16 protein-coding genes are annotated in these 18,321 nt (G+C 75.0%); 9 read left to right on the top strand and 7 right to left on the bottom strand.

Going from position 1 to position 18,321, the window contains the following annotated elements:
- Positions 1-16: 16 nt before the first annotated feature.
- On the bottom strand, positions 17-967 hold the full coding sequence (locus tag C9F11_RS05910) for a helix-turn-helix domain-containing protein (RefSeq protein ID WP_138958247.1): 951 nt from the start codon (positions 965-967) through the stop codon (positions 17-19).
- 235 nt (positions 968-1,202) lie between these two features.
- Between C9F11_RS05910 and C9F11_RS05905 the strand changes: the two genes are divergently transcribed.
- On the top strand, positions 1,203-1,856 hold the full coding sequence (locus C9F11_RS05905; protein ID WP_138958246.1) for a DJ-1/PfpI family protein: 654 nt from the start codon (positions 1,203-1,205) through the stop codon (positions 1,854-1,856).
- Between the two features lie 35 nt (positions 1,857-1,891).
- Positions 1,892-2,419 (top strand): hypothetical protein, encoded by a 528-nt coding sequence (locus tag C9F11_RS05900; RefSeq protein WP_138958245.1) that lies wholly within the window; start codon positions 1,892-1,894, stop codon positions 2,417-2,419.
- An 11-nt stretch (positions 2,420-2,430) separates the two neighbouring features.
- Here C9F11_RS05900 and C9F11_RS05895 read toward each other — a convergent pair whose 3' ends face one another.
- The 3 genes from C9F11_RS05895 to C9F11_RS05885 form a co-directional block, all read right to left on the bottom strand.
- Positions 2,431-3,462 (bottom strand): hydroxyacid dehydrogenase, encoded by a 1,032-nt coding sequence (locus tag C9F11_RS05895; RefSeq protein ID WP_138958244.1) that lies wholly within the window; start codon positions 3,460-3,462, stop codon positions 2,431-2,433.
- Between the two features lie 70 nt (positions 3,463-3,532).
- On the bottom strand, positions 3,533-4,627 hold the full coding sequence (locus C9F11_RS05890) for a sensor histidine kinase (protein WP_138966133.1): 1,095 nt from the start codon (positions 4,625-4,627) through the stop codon (positions 3,533-3,535).
- Positions 4,628-4,803: 176 nt separating this feature from the next.
- Positions 4,804-5,469, bottom strand: a complete 666-nt coding sequence (locus C9F11_RS05885) for a response regulator transcription factor (RefSeq protein ID WP_138966131.1) — start codon at positions 5,467-5,469, stop codon at positions 4,804-4,806.
- 250 nt (positions 5,470-5,719) lie between these two features.
- Between C9F11_RS05885 and C9F11_RS05880 the strand changes: the two genes are divergently transcribed.
- The 4 genes from C9F11_RS05880 to C9F11_RS05865 all read left to right on the top strand — a co-directional run bounded on the left by C9F11_RS05880 (position 5,720) and on the right by C9F11_RS05865 (position 11,640).
- The gene (locus C9F11_RS05880) at positions 5,720-6,934 is read left to right on the top strand and encodes a DUF418 domain-containing protein (RefSeq protein ID WP_138958243.1); all 1,215 of its coding nucleotides are present in this window, start codon (positions 5,720-5,722) and stop codon (positions 6,932-6,934) included.
- A 233-nt stretch (positions 6,935-7,167) separates the two neighbouring features.
- Complete coding sequence (locus C9F11_RS49635) at positions 7,168-9,309, top strand: glycosyltransferase family 4 protein (protein WP_138958242.1); 2,142 nt, start codon at positions 7,168-7,170, stop codon at positions 9,307-9,309.
- Between the two features lie 76 nt (positions 9,310-9,385).
- A complete protein-coding gene (locus tag C9F11_RS05870; protein ID WP_138958241.1) occupies positions 9,386-10,300 on the top strand; it encodes an N-acetyltransferase in 915 nt (304 codons plus the stop codon).
- Between the two features lie 230 nt (positions 10,301-10,530).
- Positions 10,531-11,640, top strand: a complete 1,110-nt coding sequence (locus tag C9F11_RS05865) for a cytochrome P450 (RefSeq protein ID WP_138958240.1) — start codon at positions 10,531-10,533, stop codon at positions 11,638-11,640.
- 94 nt (positions 11,641-11,734) lie between these two features.
- Here C9F11_RS05865 and C9F11_RS05860 read toward each other — a convergent pair whose 3' ends face one another.
- Positions 11,735-12,067 carry a hypothetical protein gene (locus C9F11_RS05860; RefSeq protein WP_138958239.1) on the bottom strand — a complete coding sequence of 111 codons (333 nt, stop codon included), beginning with the start codon at positions 12,065-12,067 and terminating at the stop codon, positions 11,735-11,737.
- Between the two features lie 507 nt (positions 12,068-12,574).
- Complete coding sequence (locus C9F11_RS05855; protein WP_138958238.1) at positions 12,575-13,357, bottom strand: class III extradiol ring-cleavage dioxygenase; 783 nt, start codon at positions 13,355-13,357, stop codon at positions 12,575-12,577.
- A 164-nt stretch (positions 13,358-13,521) separates the two neighbouring features.
- Here C9F11_RS05855 and C9F11_RS05850 point away from each other — a divergent pair, with 164 nt between their 5' ends.
- A complete protein-coding gene (locus C9F11_RS05850) occupies positions 13,522-13,980 on the top strand; it encodes a MarR family transcriptional regulator (RefSeq protein WP_138958237.1) in 459 nt (152 codons plus the stop codon).
- A gap of 12 nt (positions 13,981-13,992) precedes the next feature.
- Here C9F11_RS05850 and C9F11_RS05845 read toward each other — a convergent pair whose 3' ends face one another.
- Positions 13,993-14,724: an MgtC/SapB family protein gene (locus C9F11_RS05845; protein WP_138958236.1), complete on the bottom strand. Its 732-nt coding sequence runs from the start codon at positions 14,722-14,724 to the stop codon at positions 13,993-13,995.
- 429 nt (positions 14,725-15,153) lie between these two features.
- Here C9F11_RS05845 and C9F11_RS05840 point away from each other — a divergent pair, with 429 nt between their 5' ends.
- The gene (locus C9F11_RS05840) at positions 15,154-16,836 is read left to right on the top strand and encodes an ABC transporter permease subunit (protein ID WP_249401616.1); all 1,683 of its coding nucleotides are present in this window, start codon (positions 15,154-15,156) and stop codon (positions 16,834-16,836) included.
- Between the two features lie 56 nt (positions 16,837-16,892).
- Positions 16,893-18,278: a nitrate/sulfonate/bicarbonate ABC transporter ATP-binding protein gene (locus C9F11_RS05835; RefSeq protein ID WP_138958234.1), complete on the top strand. Its 1,386-nt coding sequence runs from the start codon at positions 16,893-16,895 to the stop codon at positions 18,276-18,278.
- Positions 18,279-18,321 lie beyond the last annotated feature (43 nt).

The following is an 18,321-nucleotide window of genomic DNA, read 5'->3' as shown; positions in this document are numbered from 1 at the left end:
GATCGGTCCCCGAGGGCTAGGCCCGCGCCCCGAAGGCCCGCCGGTACGCCTGCGGGCTGACCCCCGCGACCCGCTTGAAGCGGTCGCGGAACGCCGTCGGCGAGCCGAAGCCGACCTGCGCGGCGATGCGTTCCACCGGGTGGGCGGTGGTCTCCAGGAGGTGCTGGGCCCGGCGCACCCGCGCCCGGTGCAGCCACTGCAGCGGCGTCGTGCCGGTCTGCTCGCGGAAGCGGCGCAGCAGGGTGCGGCTGCTCAGGCCCGCGTGCGCGGCGATGTCGTCGAGGGTCAGCTCCCGGGCCGCGTTCTCGTCGAGCCAGGCGAGCAGCGGTTCCAGGGCCCGGCCGCAGGGGTGCGCCGGGGGCTGGCTGACGATGAACTGGGCCTGGCCGCCCTCGCGTTCCAGCGGCATCACGGACGCGCGCGCGGCGTCGGCGGCGACCGCCGAGCCGTAGTCGCGGCGGATCATGTGCAGACACAGGTCCATCCCGGCGGCCGCGCCCGCGGAGGTGAGGATCTGGCCGTTGTCCACGTACAGGACGTCCGGGTCGACGTCGATGTCCGGGTAGGCCGCGGCGAGCCGGTCGGCCGCGTACCAGTGCGTGGTGGCCCGCAGCCCCTTGAGCAGCCCGGCCTGCGCGAGCACGAACGTGCCGACGCAGACCGAGGCGATCCGGGTGCCCGCGCCGGCCGCCTCGCGGAGCGCGTCCAGGACGTCCTCGCGCACCGGCGCCGAGGGGTCGTGCACGCCCGGCACGATCACCGTGTCGGCGTCGGCGAGCCCGCTCAGGTCGTAGGGCGCCCGCAGCGCGAACGCGCCGCCCGCGTCGACCTCCTCCTCGGCCGCGCACACCCGTACCCGGTAGCCGGAGCGCTCGCCGGGCAGCCGGGTGCGGGCGAAGGCGTCGATGGGCATCGCCAGGTCGGAGGGGATGACGTCGTCCAGGGCGAGGACCGCGACCGTGTGCATGGCGGCAACGTACGACATCGCCGGTTTCCCGCCAAGCCGGGACGCCGTACGCGGACAGCGCCCGACCAGGCTCTCCCCGACCCGCGTACCCCTCGGTCCTTCCCCGTGCCGTGCTGGCGATATCCCGTTGAAAGCTGTCATTCCAGCCACTGTCGAGGCGCGGCGCGCCCTGGCTAGCCTCGGCGGTGCCCGAGCCCCTCAGCACGGATCCCTCACCACGGAACGGAACCCCGGCATGCGCGTGCAGGCAGTACTCTTCGACGGCTTCGACCCGCTGGACGTCCTCGGCCCGCTGGAGGTCCTGTACGCGGGCGGGCACGCGACCGGCGGCGCGCTCACCGTGGAACTGGTCTCGGCGGAGGGCCCCCGCGACGTCCCCAGCGGGCTGGCGGCGATCAGCCTCAGGGCCACGGCCCGGCTCGACCCCTCCCGTGCCGACCTGGTGCTCCTGCCGGGCGCCGCCGGGGCGACCGAACAGCGCGACCCCGACGACGACAGCATCCCCGCACGGCTCGGGCGCACGCTGCGCACCGGCCTGCCCGGGCTCCTCGGCGACGCCCTGGCCCGCCCCGGCGTGACCGTGGCCAGCGTCTGCGGCGGCTCGCTGCTCCTGGCCCTGGCCGGGCTCGTCGAGGGCCGCCCCGCCACCGGGCACCACGCCGCCCTGGACGGCATGGCCGGGCTCGGCGTGCGCACCGTCCGGGCCCGCGTCGTCGACGACGGCGACCTGGTCACGGGCGGCGGCGTCACCTCGGGCCTCGACCTCGGCCTGTACCTCCTCGAGCGGGAGTTCGGGCCGCGCGTCGCCCACGCCGTCGAGGAACTCTTCGCGTACGAGCGCCGCGGCGTGGTCTGGAGCGACACCGGCACCGAGCCCGTCGCGATCTGAAGCCCCCTGTCCCGCCGCCCACCCGAGAGCCCTCGATGTCGAAACTCTTCCTCACCCTGCACGTGCTCGCGGCCATCGTCGCCGTGGGCCCCGTCACCGTCGCCGCCAGCATGTTCCCCAAGGTCCTGCGCGAGGCCCTGGCCGCCCCCGACGACCCGCGGCCCGTCACCACCCTGCGCACCCTGCACCGCATCAGCCGCGTCTACGGAGGCCTCGGCATCGCCGTGGTGGCCTTCGGCTTCGCCACCGCGAGCAGCATGGACGTCCTGGGCAGCCCGTGGCTGGTCACGTCGATCGGGCTGACCTTGCTGGCGGCCCTGGTCCTGATGCTGCTGGTCCTGCCCCGGCAGGAGACGGCCCTGGCGGCGGTGACCGGGCCGGGGCCCGATGCCGCCCCCGGGGCCGAGGACGGCGCGGCCCGCGCCGCCGAGGGCGCGGTCGCGGTGCGGCCCGACGCGCGGGCGAGTGCTCAACTCGCCATGGCCACCGGGATCTTCAACGTCCTGTGGGCGACCGTCACCATCCTGATGATCGTCCGGCCGGGCTCCACGACGGGAGCCTGACGCCCCGCCCCTCAGGCAAGCAGCCGGGCCCGCCGGGCGGACACGGCGTGGGCGAAGCCGTCCCCCGCCGCCCAGCGGGCCACCTCGCTCACGGCGAGGTCGGTCAGGCGCCGCCACTCGTTGCCCTGCGACCCGGCGAGGTGCGGGGTGAGCAGGGCGTTCTCGCAGTCCCACAGCGGATGTCCGGGAGGCAGCACATCGGGGTCCGTGACGTCGAGCACGGCCCGGATCCGCCCCGCCGTCACGGCCTCGGTGAGCGCGTCCTGGTCGACGACGGCCCCGCGCGCGGTGTTGATGAGCACCGCGTCCCTGCGCAGGGCCGCGATGAGGTCCCGGCCGACGAGCCCCCGCGTCTCGGGCAGCAGCGGCGTGTGCACGCTCACGACGTCGCTCTGCGCGAAGAGCTCCCGCAGGCCCACGCCGCGCACGCCGAGGGCGGCCGCCCGCGCCGCGTCGACGTACGGGTCGTGCAGCAGGATCCGCAGGTCGTACGGGCGCAGCAGCTCGATGACGCGCCTGCCGACGTGCGAGGCGGACAGGATCCCCACGGTGCGGCCGTGGTTGCCGAGCGTGCGGGGCGTGCGCATTGGGTCGTCGGGGCGGCGCGCGGCGGTGTGGGCGCGGGCGCGCTCCAGGACCCGCTTGCCCGTGAGCAGGACCATCGCGACCGTGTACTCGGCGACCGGCAGGGCGTTGGCGGCGGCCGCCGACGACACCTGCACGCCGCGCTCCCAGCAGGCGTCCGTGACGTGCCCCCGCACGGAGCCCGCCGTGTGCACGACGGCCCGCAGGCCGGGCGCGGCGGCGAGCGCGGCCGCGTCGAGCGGCGGGCAGCCCCAGCCGGTGACGAGCACCTCGACCCGGCCGAGGACGGCCCGGGCCGCCGCCGTGCCGAAGTCGTCGAGCAGCGGCGGATACGTCAGGTCGCAGACGGCGTCGAGCGCGGCGAGCGCCTGGTCGTCGAGGACGGCGGTGGCGGCGTCGCGCGCCATGGCGAGCGCGGCACGCGGCCGGGATGCGGGGCGGGGCTGCGGCGTGGTCATGGGCCCCAGGTATACGGGGTGCCGTCCGCGCGGCACAGGAGGAGGCCGGACAGGCCGGGGCGTGCCGGGCTCAGTCGCCCGCGCTCGGGACGCCGAGCCTGACCCGGTAGCCGCCGTCCGGGGTGGGGCCCGCGTGGAAGGTGCCGTGCAGCAGGTCCGCGCGCTCGCGCAGGCCGATGAGGCCCTGCTGGGAGCCGGGCAGGGGCAGCGAAGGACGGGTGGGCGGGGTGTTGGTGACCGTGACCCCGAACTCCTCGCCGTCGTCCCACAGGTGGACGCGGGCGCGGGCGCCGGGCGCGTGCTTGCGCACGTTGGTGAGCGCCTCCTGCACGGTGCGGTACAGGGCGCGCTGCGCGGGCGTCGCGATGTCCGGCGGCAGCGCGCCGGTCAGCTCCGCCTCGATGCCGCTGGAGCCGACCAGGGTCCGCAGGTCGGCGAGGGTGGGCTGTGGCGTGAGCTCGGTGGCCCGGCCGCCGGAGGCGCGCAGCAGCGTGACCATGTGCCGCAGCTCGTCGAGGGTGTTGACGCTCAGGGAGCGGATCGTGCGGGCCGCCTCCCGCGAGTCGGTGTCCTTGGCGGCGACCTGCCAGGCGCCCGCCCGCACCGCGATCAGCGACACCTGGTGCGAGACGACGTCGTGCATCTCGCGGGCCAGCTGCGCGCGCTCCTGGGCGAGCACGGCCTGCGCGTGCAGCGCCCGCTCGTGCTCGCGCGCCTGCTCGATCTCGGCCAGGCGCCGCGACAGGTCCCGGCGCGCCTGGGTGAGCTGGCCGAGCAGCACGGGGGCGGCGGCGGTCGTCAGCGTGTAGACGAAGTAGATCAGGGTCCACGTCTGGTCGCCGGAGGCGAGCGCGCTCGGCGGCCACGGGAAGGCGGACGCGGCGGCCGACAGGATCGCGCACAGCGCGAGGAGCCTGCGGTCCCGCGTCCGGTCGGCCAGCGTGAACAGGGCGGCGAACGGCGGCACCGTGAGCTCCACCATCACGCTGGAGGGCAGCGTGAGCAGCACGACGACGAGCGGGAACCGCCGCCGGAGCAGCAGCGCGAGACAGGCCACCGTCGCCGCGGTCAGCGCCCCCGGTGTCTCGTCGTAGCCGTCGGTGGTGAAGCCCAGGTCGATCACCGCGCAGAGGAAGACGACCAGGTCGACGAGGTAGGGCGGCACCCGTCGCGGCCGCTCGGCCCGCAGCGCCGCGAGCGTGCCCCGACGGCGCGCCGGGGGGCGCGACGCCTGCCGGTCCGCCGCCGGGCGGGCGGCCGAGGGGGGCGCCCCGCCGTCGTCCGCCGAGGGGCCCGGCGCGTCGGGCCGCGGCGTCGGGGCGTCCGCGTCCTGCCGGTCGCTCACCGGGGCTCCTCCGCGCGGCCTCCCGCGTCCAGGAGCCCGGCGCGCTCGGCGAGCAGGGCCGCCTGGACGCGGCTGGTGACGCGGAGCTTGGTCAGGATGGCGCTCACGTGGTCCTTGACGGTGCCCGCGCTGAGGTGGAGACGGGTGCCGATGTCGGCGTTGGTCAGGCCCTCGGCGATGAGGACGAGGACGTCGCGCTCACGGCCGGTGAGGCGCTCCACGCGGGCCCGGTCCGCACCCGAGGCGGCGGAGCCGCCGGGCCCGGGGTGGGCGCGCAGCATGGACCGCGACGCCTTGGGCGACATCACCACGCCGCCCGCCGCGAGGGTGCGCACCAGCTGGGCGAGCTGGTCGGGCTCGGTGTCCTTGAGCAGGAACCCGGCCGCCCCGGAGCGCAGCGCGGTCACGATGTACTCGTCGGTGTCGAAGGTGGTCAGCATCGCCACGGCCGGGGCCTCGGGCAGCGACCGCAGCTCCCTGAGGACGGTGAGGCCGTCGACGTCCGGCATGCGGATGTCGAGCAGCACCACGTCGGGGCGCTCGCGCCGCACGGTGTCCACGGCGTCGCCCCCGGCGGCGGTCGCGACGACGCGCAGGTCGTCGGCCGCGTTGAGGATGAGCTCGAACCCGGATCGCACCAGGGCCTCGTCGTCGACCACCACTACCCGGATCACGCCTGCCGCCTCGCCGTCGTCGTCCCGCGGACCGCCCGCCCGCGAAGGGGACCGCCCTCGTGATCGTCCCCGTACGACTCTAGGCGGCGGCGCCGGTGGCGCGCGGGGGCGGTCCCGTACGGCAGCCACCCGGCGTGGGGGTTCCAGCCGTTCGGGGGGAGGGGCGGGCCGGGCGGCGGAGCGGCGCCGGACGACTGCCGGATACCCCGCGCGCGGCCCGCCGCCGAGGCTGAGCGGCATGACACAGAACGCAGCGGCCACGGCCCCGGCACCGGCCGCGCCGCCGGTGGCCGAGGCGCGGTCGACCGGCCGTCTCATAGGCGTCGACCTCGCCCGTGGCCTCGCCGTCTTCGGCATGTACGCGGCCCATGTGGGGCCCGACCCCGCGACGGCGGGCGGGGTGCGGGGGTTCCTCATGGAGCTGGCGCACGGCCGGTCGTCGGCGCTCTTCGCGTTCCTCGCGGGCTTCTCCGTGGTCCTGATGACCGGGCGCCGGGCGCCGAGGACCGGCCGCGCGGGCCGTCAGGCCGTGGCCAAGGTCGTCCTGCGCGCCGTCGTCCTCCTCGTGCTCGGCACCGCGCTCACCATGACCGGCACGCCGGTCGAGGTGATCCTCGCCTTCTACGGCCTGTACTTCCTGCTCGTCCTGCCGCTGTACCGCCTCTCGGCGCGCACGCTCGCCGAGATCGCCGTGGTGGCGGCGCTCGTGCTGCCCCAGCTCCTGTTCCTGATCGTGCGAGCGGTGTACTACGACGGTGCCCTCGGCGGCGGCTCCACGGGCCCCCTGGCCTGGCCCCGCACCGGGGACGGCCTGGTCCCGCTGCTGTTCACCGGCTCCTACCCGGCGCTGTCCTGGCTGCCCTTCGTCATCGCGGGCATGGCCGTGGCGCGGCTCGACCTGGCGGACACGGCCGTCCGGATCCGCCTGGCCGCCACCGGGGCGGGCCTGGCCGTGCTGGGCTACGGCGGGTCCTGGTTCGCCCTGCACCACCTGCCCGGCGTGGCGCAGGCCCTGGGCCGGGCGGGCTTCCCGGCCGGCGGGACGGGCACGGCGTGGTGGTCCGACGTCGCGGGCTGGCCCGAGGAGGACACCTGGGGCTGGCTGTTCGTCGCCGCGCCGCACAGCGAGACGACCCTGTCGATCGTGGCGAACACCGGGGTCGCCGTCGCCGTGCTCGCCCTGTGCCTGCTCGCCGCCGACGCGCTGCCGCGCTTCCGGCGTCTCGCGGGGCCGGTGATCGCGGTCGGCAGCATGTCGCTGACCGCGTACGTCCTGCACATCGTCGCCATCCGCTTCCTCGGCGGCGACGAACTGCCGCAGTCGACGCTCGTGCTGCTCGGGTTCGTCGTGGGCATCTGCGCGTTCGCGGCGCTGTGGACGCGGTTCTTCCGGCGCGGCCCGCTGGAGGCGCTGCTCCAGCGTACGACCAAGGTCGCGGACCGCGTCCCGTGACGGTCCTCGCGACCCCCGCCGAACGGCGGGGGTCGCTCCCGCCGTTCGGCGCCCCGGATTCAGCCCCCGGCGGGACGCCTCGGGCCCCGCACGGGCGGGAGGGTGTATGAGCCACGGACATCTCGGACGACACCCCGGCCAAGGCCCACATGTGATCTAGCCGCCGGAGCGCACCCCAGCGCCCGCCCACCGATGCCACCCCCCTCATTTCGAAGCCCACGGGACACCCCCTCATGAAGATCACCTTCCTGCTCTACAACGCGTACGGCATCGGCGGCACCATCCGCGCGACGGCGAACCTCGCCACCGCGCTCGCCGAGCGCCACGAGGTCGAGGTCGTCTCGTACTACCGCACCGCCGACACCCCGAGCCTGCCCTTCGGGCCCGGCGTCGCCCTGCGCCCCCTGGTCGACCTGCGCCCGGGCTCCCGGCACTACGACGGCCGCGACCCGGCCCAGCGCGCGTCCGGCACCGTGTGCCCGCACGACCTCATGTACAAGGGCAAGACGCCGCCCAGCAGGCTCGGCGAGACGCGGCTCGCCGAGCACCTGCGCCGCTCCGACGCGGACGTCGTCATCGCGACCCGCCCCTACCTGGTGTGCTTCCTCGCCGAGCACGGCCGCGCCGACCAGCTGCGCATCGGCCAGGAGCACGTCACCCACGACTTCCACCGCGCGGGCCTGCGCCGTGACCAGGACGCCGCGATCGCGCGCCTCGACGCGTTCGTGACCGTCAGCCACGGCGACGAGCGCGCCTACCGCGCGGCCCTGCCCGACGTCCCCACGCGGCTCACCCACATCCCGAACTGCATCCCCGCCCCCGAGGCCGAGGCCTCCTCCGGCGACACCAGGACGGTCGTCGCGGCGGGCCGCCTGGTGCCCGTCAAGCGCTACGACCGCCTGATCGGGGCGTTCGCCAAGGTCGCGGCCCAGCACCCGGACTGGACCCTGCGGATCTACGGACAGGGCCGCGAGAAGGAGAAGCTGCGCCACCGCGTCCACGAACTCGGCCTGCACGACCACGTGTTCCTGATGGACGCCCGCACGTCCATCGACACGGAGTGGGCCAAGGGCGCCGTCGCGGCCGTCTCCAGCTCCACCGAGTCGTTCGGCATGACGATCGTGGAGGCCATGCGCCTGGGCGTGCCGGTGGTCAGCACGGACTGCGACTTCGGGCCGCGCGAGATCATCACGCACGGCGAGGACGGGCTGCTGGTCCCGGCGGACGGCCCGGACGCCGCCGTCGAGGAGGGCATCGCCGACGCCCTCTGCCGCCTCATCGAGAACGACGCCGAACGCTTCCGCATGGCCCAGGCCGCGATCCGCTCGGCCCGCCGCTTCCTGCCGGACCACACGGCCGCCCAGTACGAGGCGCTGATCGACGACCTGCGGCCCGGCGCGGCGGCCTCCCGCCGCTCCCGGACCCGCACCGCGCGCACGGCGGTGGCCCGCACGCCCCGCCAGCGCGTGGGCGCGCTGGCCGAGCGCCTCGGCGTGGCGGCCTGGCTCGGCAAGGCGCTGCCGCCGGTCGCCGTCGGCTGCCGCGTGGCCCCCGACGGCTCGCTCTACTTCCGCGTGCCCGTGGCGGAACTCACCCACGGGGACTGGCAGTTGGTGCTCAGGCCGCGCGCGGGCACCGAGGACGACACGGTGCGCCTGCCGTTCCGGATCACCGCCGACGACACCGAGCCGTACGCCAAGCTCCTGCTCCACCGCAGCGGCCGCCCCATGGCCGAGGGCTACTGGAACGTCCACCTCCAGCAGGGGCGCAAGGGCCGCGTCCGGCGGGCGCGGGCGGGGCTCGTGGAGACCGGCAGGCTGCTCGCCCCCACCGTGCCCCCGCACCCCTCCGGCGCGGGCTTCGCCACCGCCGTGCCGTACCGCACCCAGGACGGCAACCTCTCCCTGCGCACCTGGAGCAGGGCGGCCCACGCCGAACTGGAGTCGCTCGCCGTGGACCCGGACGCGATCACCCTCACCGGCACGGTGCACGGCGCGGCGGCACGCGGCCACCACTACCGCCTCCGGGCCCGGCTGCGCGGCGGCGACGCCTCGTTCGAGACCCGCTGCACGGTCGATGAGGCGGGCTGCTTCACCGCCCGGGTCCCGCTGGCGGACCCGGCCGGGCAGCACCCCGGCGGCGAGGCGATCTGGGACCTGGGCCTCGAACCGTACGACGAGCAGGGTCACGTCATCCGGCTCGCGCGGCTGCGCGGCGACGTCATCGAGCGGCGCCGCACCGACGTCTTCCCCGGCGCACGGCCCGCCACCGCCGACGGCGCCCTGGAGCTGCGCCCGTATCTGACGTCCAGCAACGACCTGGCCCTGAAGGCGGTACCGGACCCCGTGGCACCCGCGCGGGAGTCCGTCGTATGATCGGCGGCGTACCGCATCGCATGGCGGCCTCCTCGACCACCACGGCCACGACCGGCCTGAACAGTGAGGTCCGCGCATGCCCGCGCTCCAGGTACGCCCCTTCCACCGCGACGACCGCGACCAGCTCACGGAGCTGGTGAACGCCCATGTGGCCGCCGTCGTCCCCGGCGTCTCCGTCTCCGTGAACACCGTCCTCGGCCAGTTGGCGCGCAGGCCCGACGAGTTCATCGTCGACCCCTGGGTCGCCGAGCGCGTGACGCTCGTCGCCGAACAGCGCTCGTACGTCGTGGCCGCCGCGCACCTGCTGCGCTACCGCTCCGACGCCGAGGTCGGCCCGGACTACCGGGACATGGGCGTCATCGACTGGTTCGTGGCGCGCCCGGCCGCGTCCTTCTGGCCGGACGCGGACACGGCCGCCGATCTGCTGATGAGCGCCTGCCTGGCCCAACTGGCCCGCTGGGGCGTGCGCGTGCGGGAGGCCGACGGCGCCCTGCCCGCGCCCGCCGTGTACGGCCTGCCCCGGACCTGGCCGCACGTCCGCGCCGTCTACGAGCGCGCCGGGTTCCGGCACACCGGGCACACGGAGGTCGTCCTCATCGCCGCGGTGCCCGACCTGCCGACACCCCCGGCCCCGGTGGACGGCCTGGCCGTCCGCCGCACCCTCGGCGAGTGCGGCACCCGCCTCACCGCGCACCTGGACGGCCGCGACCTCGGCTTCATCGAGGTCGACACCGCCCTCGGCCGCCCCGAGCGCCAGGCCCGCAACGGCTCACTCGCCGACATCGGCAACCTCCGCATCGAGCCGGGCCACGGCCTCGCACCGCTGCCCGCCTGGCTCCTCGGCGAGGCCGCCCGGTGGCTGCGCCTGGCCGGGGCCGACCGCCTCCTGGCCTACGAGTCCGCCGACGACCCCGAGGCCCTCGCGCTCCTGGAGGACCTCGGCTTCACGGAACTGGTCCGCACGGACCGGGGCTGGCGGCACCACGGCTAGCCCTCGACACCGGTCGACGTACGGGCCGAACCCACCGGCTTGGACTCGGCCGTCCCTGATTCACCGTGGCCGTGCCGGGCACCCGTGCACCGCCGATCGCGCAGCCGGGCCGGGCGGCGTACGCCCGCTCCGGTGGTGGCGGTGTCCCGTCCGGCGGAGGGTGGAGCGGGACGGGGCCGCGTCCTCTTCGCCGCGCCCCCTCGCCGGGCACCGGATGCCAGGAGGTTCCGTTGTTCGACCACACTCTGCCGCTGCTCCTCCAGGGCTACGCGTGGCTGCCCGACCTCAGCCGCCGCCGGGGCCCGGGCCCGGTGCACACCCTCGACGGGGCGGAGCACCGGGCGCGCAAGGCCCTGTTCGTGTCGCTCCTGAAGGACGCGCCGGGCGTGGCCGCCCTCGCGGACCGGGTGGCCGAGGAGTGGGAGCGTGCGCGCGAGGAGTGGGCAGGCGCCTCCGAGGTGACGCTGTTCGACGAGGTCGGCGTCCTCATCACCCGGGCCGTGTGCGCCTGGGCGGGCATTCCCCTCGGGGCGCCTTGGGACGACGAGCCCCGGCGGACCGCGGCGGACCTGGTGGCGATGGTCGACGGATTCGCCACCGCGGGGCCGCGCCGGCTGCGGGCCCGGCGTGCCCGGCGGCGCCAGGAGGCGCGCCTCGCCCGGCTGGTCGAGGCCACCCGGGCGGCGTCCGCCACAGAGCCCTCCGCCGGGGAGGACCCCGGCCGGCGGCCCTCCGCGCTGCACGCCGTCGCGGCGCACCGCGACGCCGACGGCGAGCCGCTCGACCCGCGCACGGCCGCCGTGGAACTCCTCAACGTCATCCGCCCCACGGTGGCCGTCACCTGGTACACCGTCTTCGGCGCCCACGCCCTGCACCGGAACCCGGAGCTGCGCGTGCCGCTCGCCAAGGGAGGCGAGGAGTACGCCCGGGCCTTCGCCCACGAAGTGCGGCGCTTCTACCCGTTCGCGCCCTTCGTCGCCGGGCTCGCCCCGCGGGACGTCCAGTGGCGCGGCGAGCCGATCGCCGAGGGCACCCTGGTCCTGCTCGACCTCTACGGGCAGAACCACGATCCGGACCTGTGGCAGGCGCCGTACACCTTCGACCCCGAGCGGTTCACGGGCCGCGAGCCCGGCCGCGACGAACTCGTCCCGCAGGGCGACGGAGAGGCCGCCACCGGCCACCGCTGCCCGGGGGAGGACGTCACCCTCGCGGTGCTCGGCACCCTGCTGCCCCGCCTCGCCCGGCTCGACTACCGCGTCCCCGACCAGGACCTGCGGATCCCGCTGCGCCGGGTCCCGACCCGGCCCCGCAGCGGCTTCGTCATCACGGACGCGCGCTGACACCGCCGACGGACGCTGCCGCGGGCCGCCGCGCGGGCGTTCGCCGGGTGGACCTCACCGCCTCCCGCGACGGCAAGGGCCTCCGGTCCCGCGGTCAGGCGTCGACGAGCCGCAGCGTCTCGATGTCGTCCCAGCCGCGCGCGGCGAGCCGGTCCCGCAGCCCGAGTTCGGGGGCGGCGCGTACGACCAGGCACTGGGGCGGGCGGAGGTGGCGGCTGAGGACGACGAGGATCTCCAGGGCACTGTTGGCGAAGTAGCGGACGCCGGTGAGGTCGAGGGTGATCTCCTGCGAGTCCTTGCTCTGTTCGGTGAGGGCGACGGCCAGCGGCCCTCGGTGGACGCTGACGACCTCGCCGAACAGGCGAATGCCCGCGAACGCGCCCGCGGGCATCATGACGAGGAGGTCGTCGGCGAAGTAGCCGCGCATGTTGAGTCCTGGATGCCGAGCACCTCGCGGGGGAGGCGGCGATGGGGGAAGGGCCTTCGCGGGCGACCCCTCGCGCGGTGCCGAAGAAGCGGGCAGGGAGTCCCGCTGGACACAGCCGCTGGCGGAGGAGGCCTCGCTCCAGGCCCGAGAGATCGCCGGACGGGCGTCGCCGCGCTGACGGCGACACACCTTCCACGGACTGCCCGTAGCGTACTCCCGCGCGTCACCCTGGGGGAGTGCGGGAGCACACGGAGTGGCCGCGCGCTCCTGCCTCGCGCGCGCGGCCTGTCCGCCTCGACCGTCGCCCCGTGCGCGGGAGGACGCGGGGGGACGGGAGTGATCCACCGGCTGACCTGGGCTCCGCGTCCCGGCGGCACCGGCGTGGTGTACGGGTGACCCCCGCGACGATCGTTACACCTCGGTGTGCGTACGCCGCCTGACGCAGTCACCCGCACGTGCGGGACGAGCCCGCCCACGCACCACGTCGAGGCCCGCCGGTCGCTCGGCTCAGCCGAACTGCACCGAGCGCTTGGAGAGGCCGAGCCAGGTGCCCTCGATGACGCTGCGCTGCGTGCGCAGGTCGTCCACGGCGGTGCCGAGCGTGACCGCGAGCGGGACGAAGTGCTCCTCGCGGGGGTGGGCGTAGCGGGCGGCCGGGGCCTTGTGCGCGAAGTCCAGGAGCGCGTCCACGTCCCCGGCCGCCAGGGTGCGCCGGCCCCAGTCGTCGAACTCGGCCAGGGCGGCGGGCACGTCGTTCCCGGGGTTGATGGCCCGGAGGTTGTGCGTGAAGTGTCCGCTGCCGACGATCAGAACGCCCTCGTCGCGCAGCGGCGCGAGCTTGCGCCCGATCTCCATCAGCTTGCGCGGGTCCAGGGTCGGCAGGCTCACCTGGAGCACCGGCACGTCGGCGTCGGGGTACATCTCCCGCAGCGGTACGTACGCGCCGTGGTCGAGGCCGCGGTCCGGCAGGTCCTGCACCGGTGTGCCCGGGCCGCGCAGCAGCTTGCGGACCTGCTCGGCGAGTTCGGGGGCGCCGGGGGCGGCGTACTGGACGCCGTAGTAGTGCTCGGGGAAGCCCCAGAAGTCGTAGATGAGCGGCACGGCGGTGGTGGCGCCGAGGGCGAGCGGGGCCTCCTCCCAGTGCGCGGAGACCATCAGGATCGCCGTCGGGCGCGGCAGCTCGGCGCCCCAGCGGGCCAGCTCGCCCGGCCAGACGGGGTCCTCGGCGAGGGTGGGGGCGCCGTGGCTCAGGAAGAGGGACGGCATGCGCTCCGGGGCTGCGGTGGTCATGGGTCGGCTCCTTGCGGTGGGGCGCGCCCGGCGGGGCGGCCGGAAGCGCGGCGGCGGGGCACAGCGGCGACGCGAGGGGTTCACGGGGGAAGCGAGTTCAAATTTGAACCACCCCTCGACCGTACTCGATGGTTTGAATTTGAACAACAGCGTAGGCTGGGGCCATGCCCAAGACCCACTGGCTCGACGACGACGAGATGGCTGCCTGGCAGGCCTTCCTGACCGCGGGCGCGCTGCTCAACCGGCGCATCGAGGAGCAGCTCAAGGACGAGTCCGGCCTGTCCCACCTCCAGTACGAGGTGCTCGTGCGGCTCTCCGCCGCCGAGGGCGGCGCGCTGCGCATGACCGAACTCGCCGCGGTGGTCGTCACGAGCAAGAGCGGGCTGACCTATCAGATCAACCAGCTGGAGAAGGCGGGCCTGGTGCGCCGCCGCTCCTGCGCCGACGACGTGCGCGGCGTGTACGCGGCCCTCACCGACGAGGGCCGCCGCCGTCTTGAGGCCGCCGCCCCGGGCCATGTCGACGTGGTCCGGGGCCATCTCATCGACGTGCTGACGCCCGGCCAGCTCACCGCCCTGAAGGAGGGGCTCGGCGAGGTCGCGCGGCGCCTCGGCGCGGCGTGAGGGGCTTGCGGGTCAGGCCGCCGACCGCTCGGCGCGCGCCTGGTCGTCCTGGTCGGCCAGGTGCCAGTGCAGATCGCGCACGCCGGGCTCCAGGGAGAGCCGGGTCACGAGCTGCTCCATGTCCGCGCCGGGGGCGCCGTCGAGGGTGACGGCGGCTTCGAGCGCGGTGGTCGAGCCGTCCTCGCCGCGCCGGATGCGCAGCCCCGCCAGGCGCGGGTCCGCGCTGCTCAGGAGCTGGATGAGCAGCGCCCGGACGTGTCCCTCGGCGCGGCGCTCGCAGGTGACGTGGAAGGCGATCCGCGTGGTGGTGTCGGCGCTCGCCTGCGGGGCCCGGTCGATGAGGCGGCTGGTGGGCCGCAGGACCAGGTGGACACCGATCACCGCGAACGCGCCGAGCAGTGCGAGCGCGAGCCGTCCGGAGGCGGCGAGGACGCCTACCGCCGCCGAACACCACAGCGTGGCCGCCGTGTTGAGGCCGCTGATGGAGGCGCCCTCGCGCATGATGACGCCGCCGCCGAGGAAGCCGACGCCGGAGACGACGTACGACGCGACCCGGGTGGGGCTCGTGGGGTCGGCCATCGCCTCGCTGTAGAGCACGAAGAGGGTGGCTCCGGCGGCGACGAGCGCGTTGGTGCGCAGGCCCGCCATGCGGGCGCGCCATTGGCGCTCCACTCCGATGAGGGCGCCGCAGCCGACGCCGGTGGCCAGGCGGAGGGCGAAGTCGAACGTGGTCAGGGCCTGCATGGCGGCACCTCCCGGTGGCGCGGTCGTACGGGACACCCCATAGTTGCATAGTTGCGCAACTACGCACAGAGGATGTCCATCGGCGGCTGCCGCCCCATCTGCTTATTTGCGTATCGACGCAAAGAGGCGCACACTTCCCCTGGCCCCCCACGGCCCCTGTCCGGCACATCACCGAAGGAGGCAGCCATGGGCGCAGACCCTCCCAGTAGTGGCCGCTGCCTCGACGGCGGCATCTGATCCCGCTAGTCAATTCACTTACGCACACCGGGCATCGCCCTGGACCCCGCACGGCCCGCCGCGTTCTGCGGTCGCGGCCCGGGGTCCGCTGTGCCCACAGTGTGGTCGGAGGTTCTTGTGATGTCGTTCCGGACCAGTGGCGGCGCTCCCCGCGCCCCGCTCGCATCCCGGTTCGCGGGCCGCGTGTCCCGCATGACATGGGTGGACGCGGTGGTCGCCGCGGCCGTCCTGGTACTGCTCTACCTCGTCCTCAAGGTCGGTCAGGGCACCACCGTCCGCTTCTCCACCGGGCAGTCGGTCACGGTGGACACCGACCCCGCGCGGCTGCCGTACGACGCGGCACGCTCGCTCCTGCGCATGTTCGCCGCGCTCGCGGCCTCGATCGTCTTCACCTTCGCGTACGCCTACGCGGCGGCCAAGAGCCGCCGCCTCGAACGCATCCTGATCCCGGCCCTCGACATCCTCCAGTCCGTGCCCGTGCTCGGCTTCCTGACGGTCGCGGTGACCGGGTTCCTCGCGCTCTTCCCGGGCTCGATGCTCGGCCTGGAGTGCGCGTCGATCTTCGCGATCTTCACCTCGCAGGCCTGGAACATGACGTTCGGCTTCTACCAGTCCCTCACCTCGCTGCCCCGTGAACTCGACGAACTGTCCCGGTCGTTCCGCTTCACCAAGTGGATGCGGTTCTGGAGGGTCGAGGTCCCGGCCGGGATGATCGGCCTGGTCTGGAACGGCATGATGAGCTTCGGCGGCGGCTGGTTCTTCCTCGTCGCGTCGGAGGCCATCAGCGTCAACAACAAGGAGTACGCGCTGCCGGGCGTCGGCTCCTACGCCGGGGCGGCCGTCGCCGACGGCGACCTCGGCAAGGTCGGCTGGGCCGTCCTCACCATGGCCGTCATGGTCATCGGCGTGAACTTCCTGTTCTGGCGCCCCCTGACCGCCTGGGCGGAGCGGTTCAGGAACGAGCAGTCCGAGGCGAGCGAGGCGCAGCGCTCCGCCGTGCTCGACTTCCTGCGCCGCTCGCACTGGCCCCGGCTGCTCGGTTCCCTGCTGCGCCCGGCGGGCCGTGCCCTGGGCCGGGCCGCCCGCGTCCTCGGCACCGACGACCGGCCGCTGTCCTTCGACCCGGCGCGGCGGCGCACCGGCGACATCGCCTTCGCGCTCGTCGCGGGCGGCCTCGTCGCCTGGGGCCTGGCCGACCTCGGCGGCTATCTGCACGACCGCACCGGACTCGGTGTGTTCGGCGAGCCGCTCCTCGTCGGCCTCGTCACGTTCGCCCGCGTCGTCGTGCTGGTCGCGGCCGCCACCGTCGTCTGGGTGCCCGTCGGCGTGTGGATCGGCTTCTCGCCGCGCCTGACCCGGATCGCCCAGCCCGTCGTCCAGGTCCTGGCGTCCTTCCCCGCCAACTTCCTGTTCCCGCTCGCCGTCTGGTTCTTCCTGCGGACGGGCCTGTCCCTCGACGTCGGCGGCATCCTCCTGATGGCGCTCGGCGCCCAGTGGTACATCCTCTTCAACACCATCGCCGGTGCCATGTCGATCCCGAGCGACCTGCGCGAGGCCATGGACGACCTCGGCGTACGAGGGTGGCAGCGCTGGCGGCGGCTGATCCTCCCCGGCGTCTTCCCGGCGTACGTCACCGGCGGCATCACCGCGTCCGGCGGCGCCTGGAACGCCTCGATCGTCTCCGAGGTCGTCACCTTCGGCGGCACCACCCTGACCGCCACCGGCCTCGGCGCGTACATCGCCCGGGCCACCGCCGACGGCGACTTCCCCCGGCTGATCGCGGGCGTCGCCGTGATGAGCCTGTACGTGGTGGGGCTCAACCGGCTGCTGTGGCGCCGTCTCTACCGCCTCGCCGAACGGCGCTACTCCCTCTGACCGCCGACCGGTCCCCCCGAACTTCCCCGCCCGCCTGGAGAACTGGAGCCTCCCTCATGGCACTCAAGGCCCTCCGCGCCCTGCGCACCCCGACCGCCCGCCCCACCGCCGGGCCCCCGCGCGCCGCCGACGGCGACGTCCTGCTCGAAACCGCCGGGCTCACCAAGTCCTACGCGGGCGCCGACGGCGAACTGCCCGTGCTCGCGGGCGTCGACCTGACGATCCGCGCGGGCGAGATCGTCGCCCTGCTCGGCAAGTCCGGCTCGGGCAAGTCCACGCTGCTGCGCTGCCTCGCCGGGCTCATCCCGCCGAGCTCCGGCTCCGTCGCCTACCGCGGCGAGTCGCTGACCGGCGCCAACCCGGGCACGGCCATGGTCTTCCAGACCTTCGCGCTGCTCCCGTGGCTGACGGTGCAGCAGAACGTGGAACTCGGCCTGGAGGCGCGCGGCGTGCCCGCCGCCGAACGGGCCCGCGCCGCCGTGCAGGCCATCGACCTGATCGGCCTGGACGGCTTCGAGTCGGCGTACCCCAAGGAGCTGTCCGGCGGCATGCGCCAGCGGGTCGGCTTCGCCCGCGCCCTCGTCGTCGAGCCGGACGTCCTGATGATGGACGAGCCGTTCTCCGCGCTCGACGTGCTCACCGCCGAGAACCTGCGCGGCGAGCTGATGGAGCTGTGGGAGTCCGGCCGGTTCCCGACCCGGGCCGTGGTCCTGGTGACCCACAACATCGAGGAGGCCGTCCTGATGGCCGACCGCGTGGTCGTCCTGGGCTCCCGCCCCTACGGCACCGTCCGCGAGACCATCGAGGTCGGCCTGGAGCGCCCGCGCGACCGCACCGCGCCCGCCTTCGAGGAGCTGATCGACCGCGTCTACCGGATCATGACGGGCCGCCCCCGCGAATCCCGCCTCCCGGGCCGCACGGGGGCGGCGGAGCAGGACCGGCGCACCGTCGCCACCACCCCGCTGCCCCCGGCCACCGTCGACGGCCTGTCCGGCCTCGCCGAGACGGTCGCCCACCGGGGCGGGAGCTGCGACCTCGCCGACCTCGCCGACGACCTCGGTCTGGACGTCGACGACCTGCTGCCGCAGGTCGACGCGCTCGACCTGCTCGGCTTCGCCCACGTCAGGGGCGACGACCTCGTCCTGACCGAGGAGGGCGCCGCGTTCGCCGGGGCCGACGTACAGACGTCCAAGCCGCTGTTCGCCCGCGCCGCCCTGGAGGTCCCGCTGGTGAAGCTGATCACCAACAGCCTGCCCCGGAGCCCGGACGGCACCGCCCGCGCCGGGTACTTCCGCGACCTGCTCGCCCACCACTTCACGAGCGAGCAGGTCGAGCGGCAGCTGGAGACGGCCACCGACTGGGGCCGGTACGCGGAGCTGTACGCCTACGACGCGGACCGCGAGGAGTACCGGCTCGACGAGGCCTACGAGAGCGCCCCGTAGAGGCGCGGGGAACAGCGCGACCAGCCACGGCGGACCCGCAGAC

Source organism: Streptomyces sp. YIM 121038 (assembly GCF_006088715.1).
Classification (GTDB): Bacteria; Actinomycetota; Actinomycetes; order Streptomycetales; family Streptomycetaceae; genus Streptomyces.
This window is presented reverse-complemented; position numbering and strand designations above follow the sequence as displayed.

What these genes read in the sequence shown, in the direction of transcription:
- C9F11_RS05910 (WP_138958247.1), bottom strand. Translation starts at nt 967, where the DNA reads ATGCACACGGTCGCGGTCCTCGCCCTGGACGACGTCATCCCCTCCGAC.
- C9F11_RS05905 (WP_138958246.1), top strand. Translation starts at nt 1,203, where the DNA reads ATGCGCGTGCAGGCAGTACTCTTCGACGGCTTCGACCCGCTGGACGTC.
- C9F11_RS05900 (WP_138958245.1), top strand. Translation starts at nt 1,892, where the DNA reads ATGTCGAAACTCTTCCTCACCCTGCACGTGCTCGCGGCCATCGTCGCC.
- C9F11_RS05895 (WP_138958244.1), bottom strand. Translation starts at nt 3,462, where the DNA reads ATGACCACGCCGCAGCCCCGCCCCGCATCCCGGCCGCGTGCCGCGCTC.
- C9F11_RS05880 (WP_138958243.1), top strand. Translation starts at nt 5,720, where the DNA reads ATGACACAGAACGCAGCGGCCACGGCCCCGGCACCGGCCGCGCCGCCG.
- C9F11_RS49635 (WP_138958242.1), top strand. Translation starts at nt 7,168, where the DNA reads ATGAAGATCACCTTCCTGCTCTACAACGCGTACGGCATCGGCGGCACC.
- C9F11_RS05870 (WP_138958241.1), top strand. Translation starts at nt 9,386, where the DNA reads ATGCCCGCGCTCCAGGTACGCCCCTTCCACCGCGACGACCGCGACCAG.
- C9F11_RS05860 (WP_138958239.1), bottom strand. Translation starts at nt 12,067, where the DNA reads ATGCGCGGCTACTTCGCCGACGACCTCCTCGTCATGATGCCCGCGGGC.
- C9F11_RS05855 (WP_138958238.1), bottom strand. Translation starts at nt 13,357, where the DNA reads ATGACCACCGCAGCCCCGGAGCGCATGCCGTCCCTCTTCCTGAGCCAC.
- C9F11_RS05850 (WP_138958237.1), top strand. Translation starts at nt 13,522, where the DNA reads ATGCCCAAGACCCACTGGCTCGACGACGACGAGATGGCTGCCTGGCAG.
- C9F11_RS05845 (WP_138958236.1), bottom strand. Translation starts at nt 14,724, where the DNA reads ATGCAGGCCCTGACCACGTTCGACTTCGCCCTCCGCCTGGCCACCGGC.
- C9F11_RS05840 (WP_249401616.1), top strand. Translation starts at nt 15,154, where the DNA reads ATGACATGGGTGGACGCGGTGGTCGCCGCGGCCGTCCTGGTACTGCTC.
- C9F11_RS05835 (WP_138958234.1), top strand. Translation starts at nt 16,893, where the DNA reads ATGGCACTCAAGGCCCTCCGCGCCCTGCGCACCCCGACCGCCCGCCCC.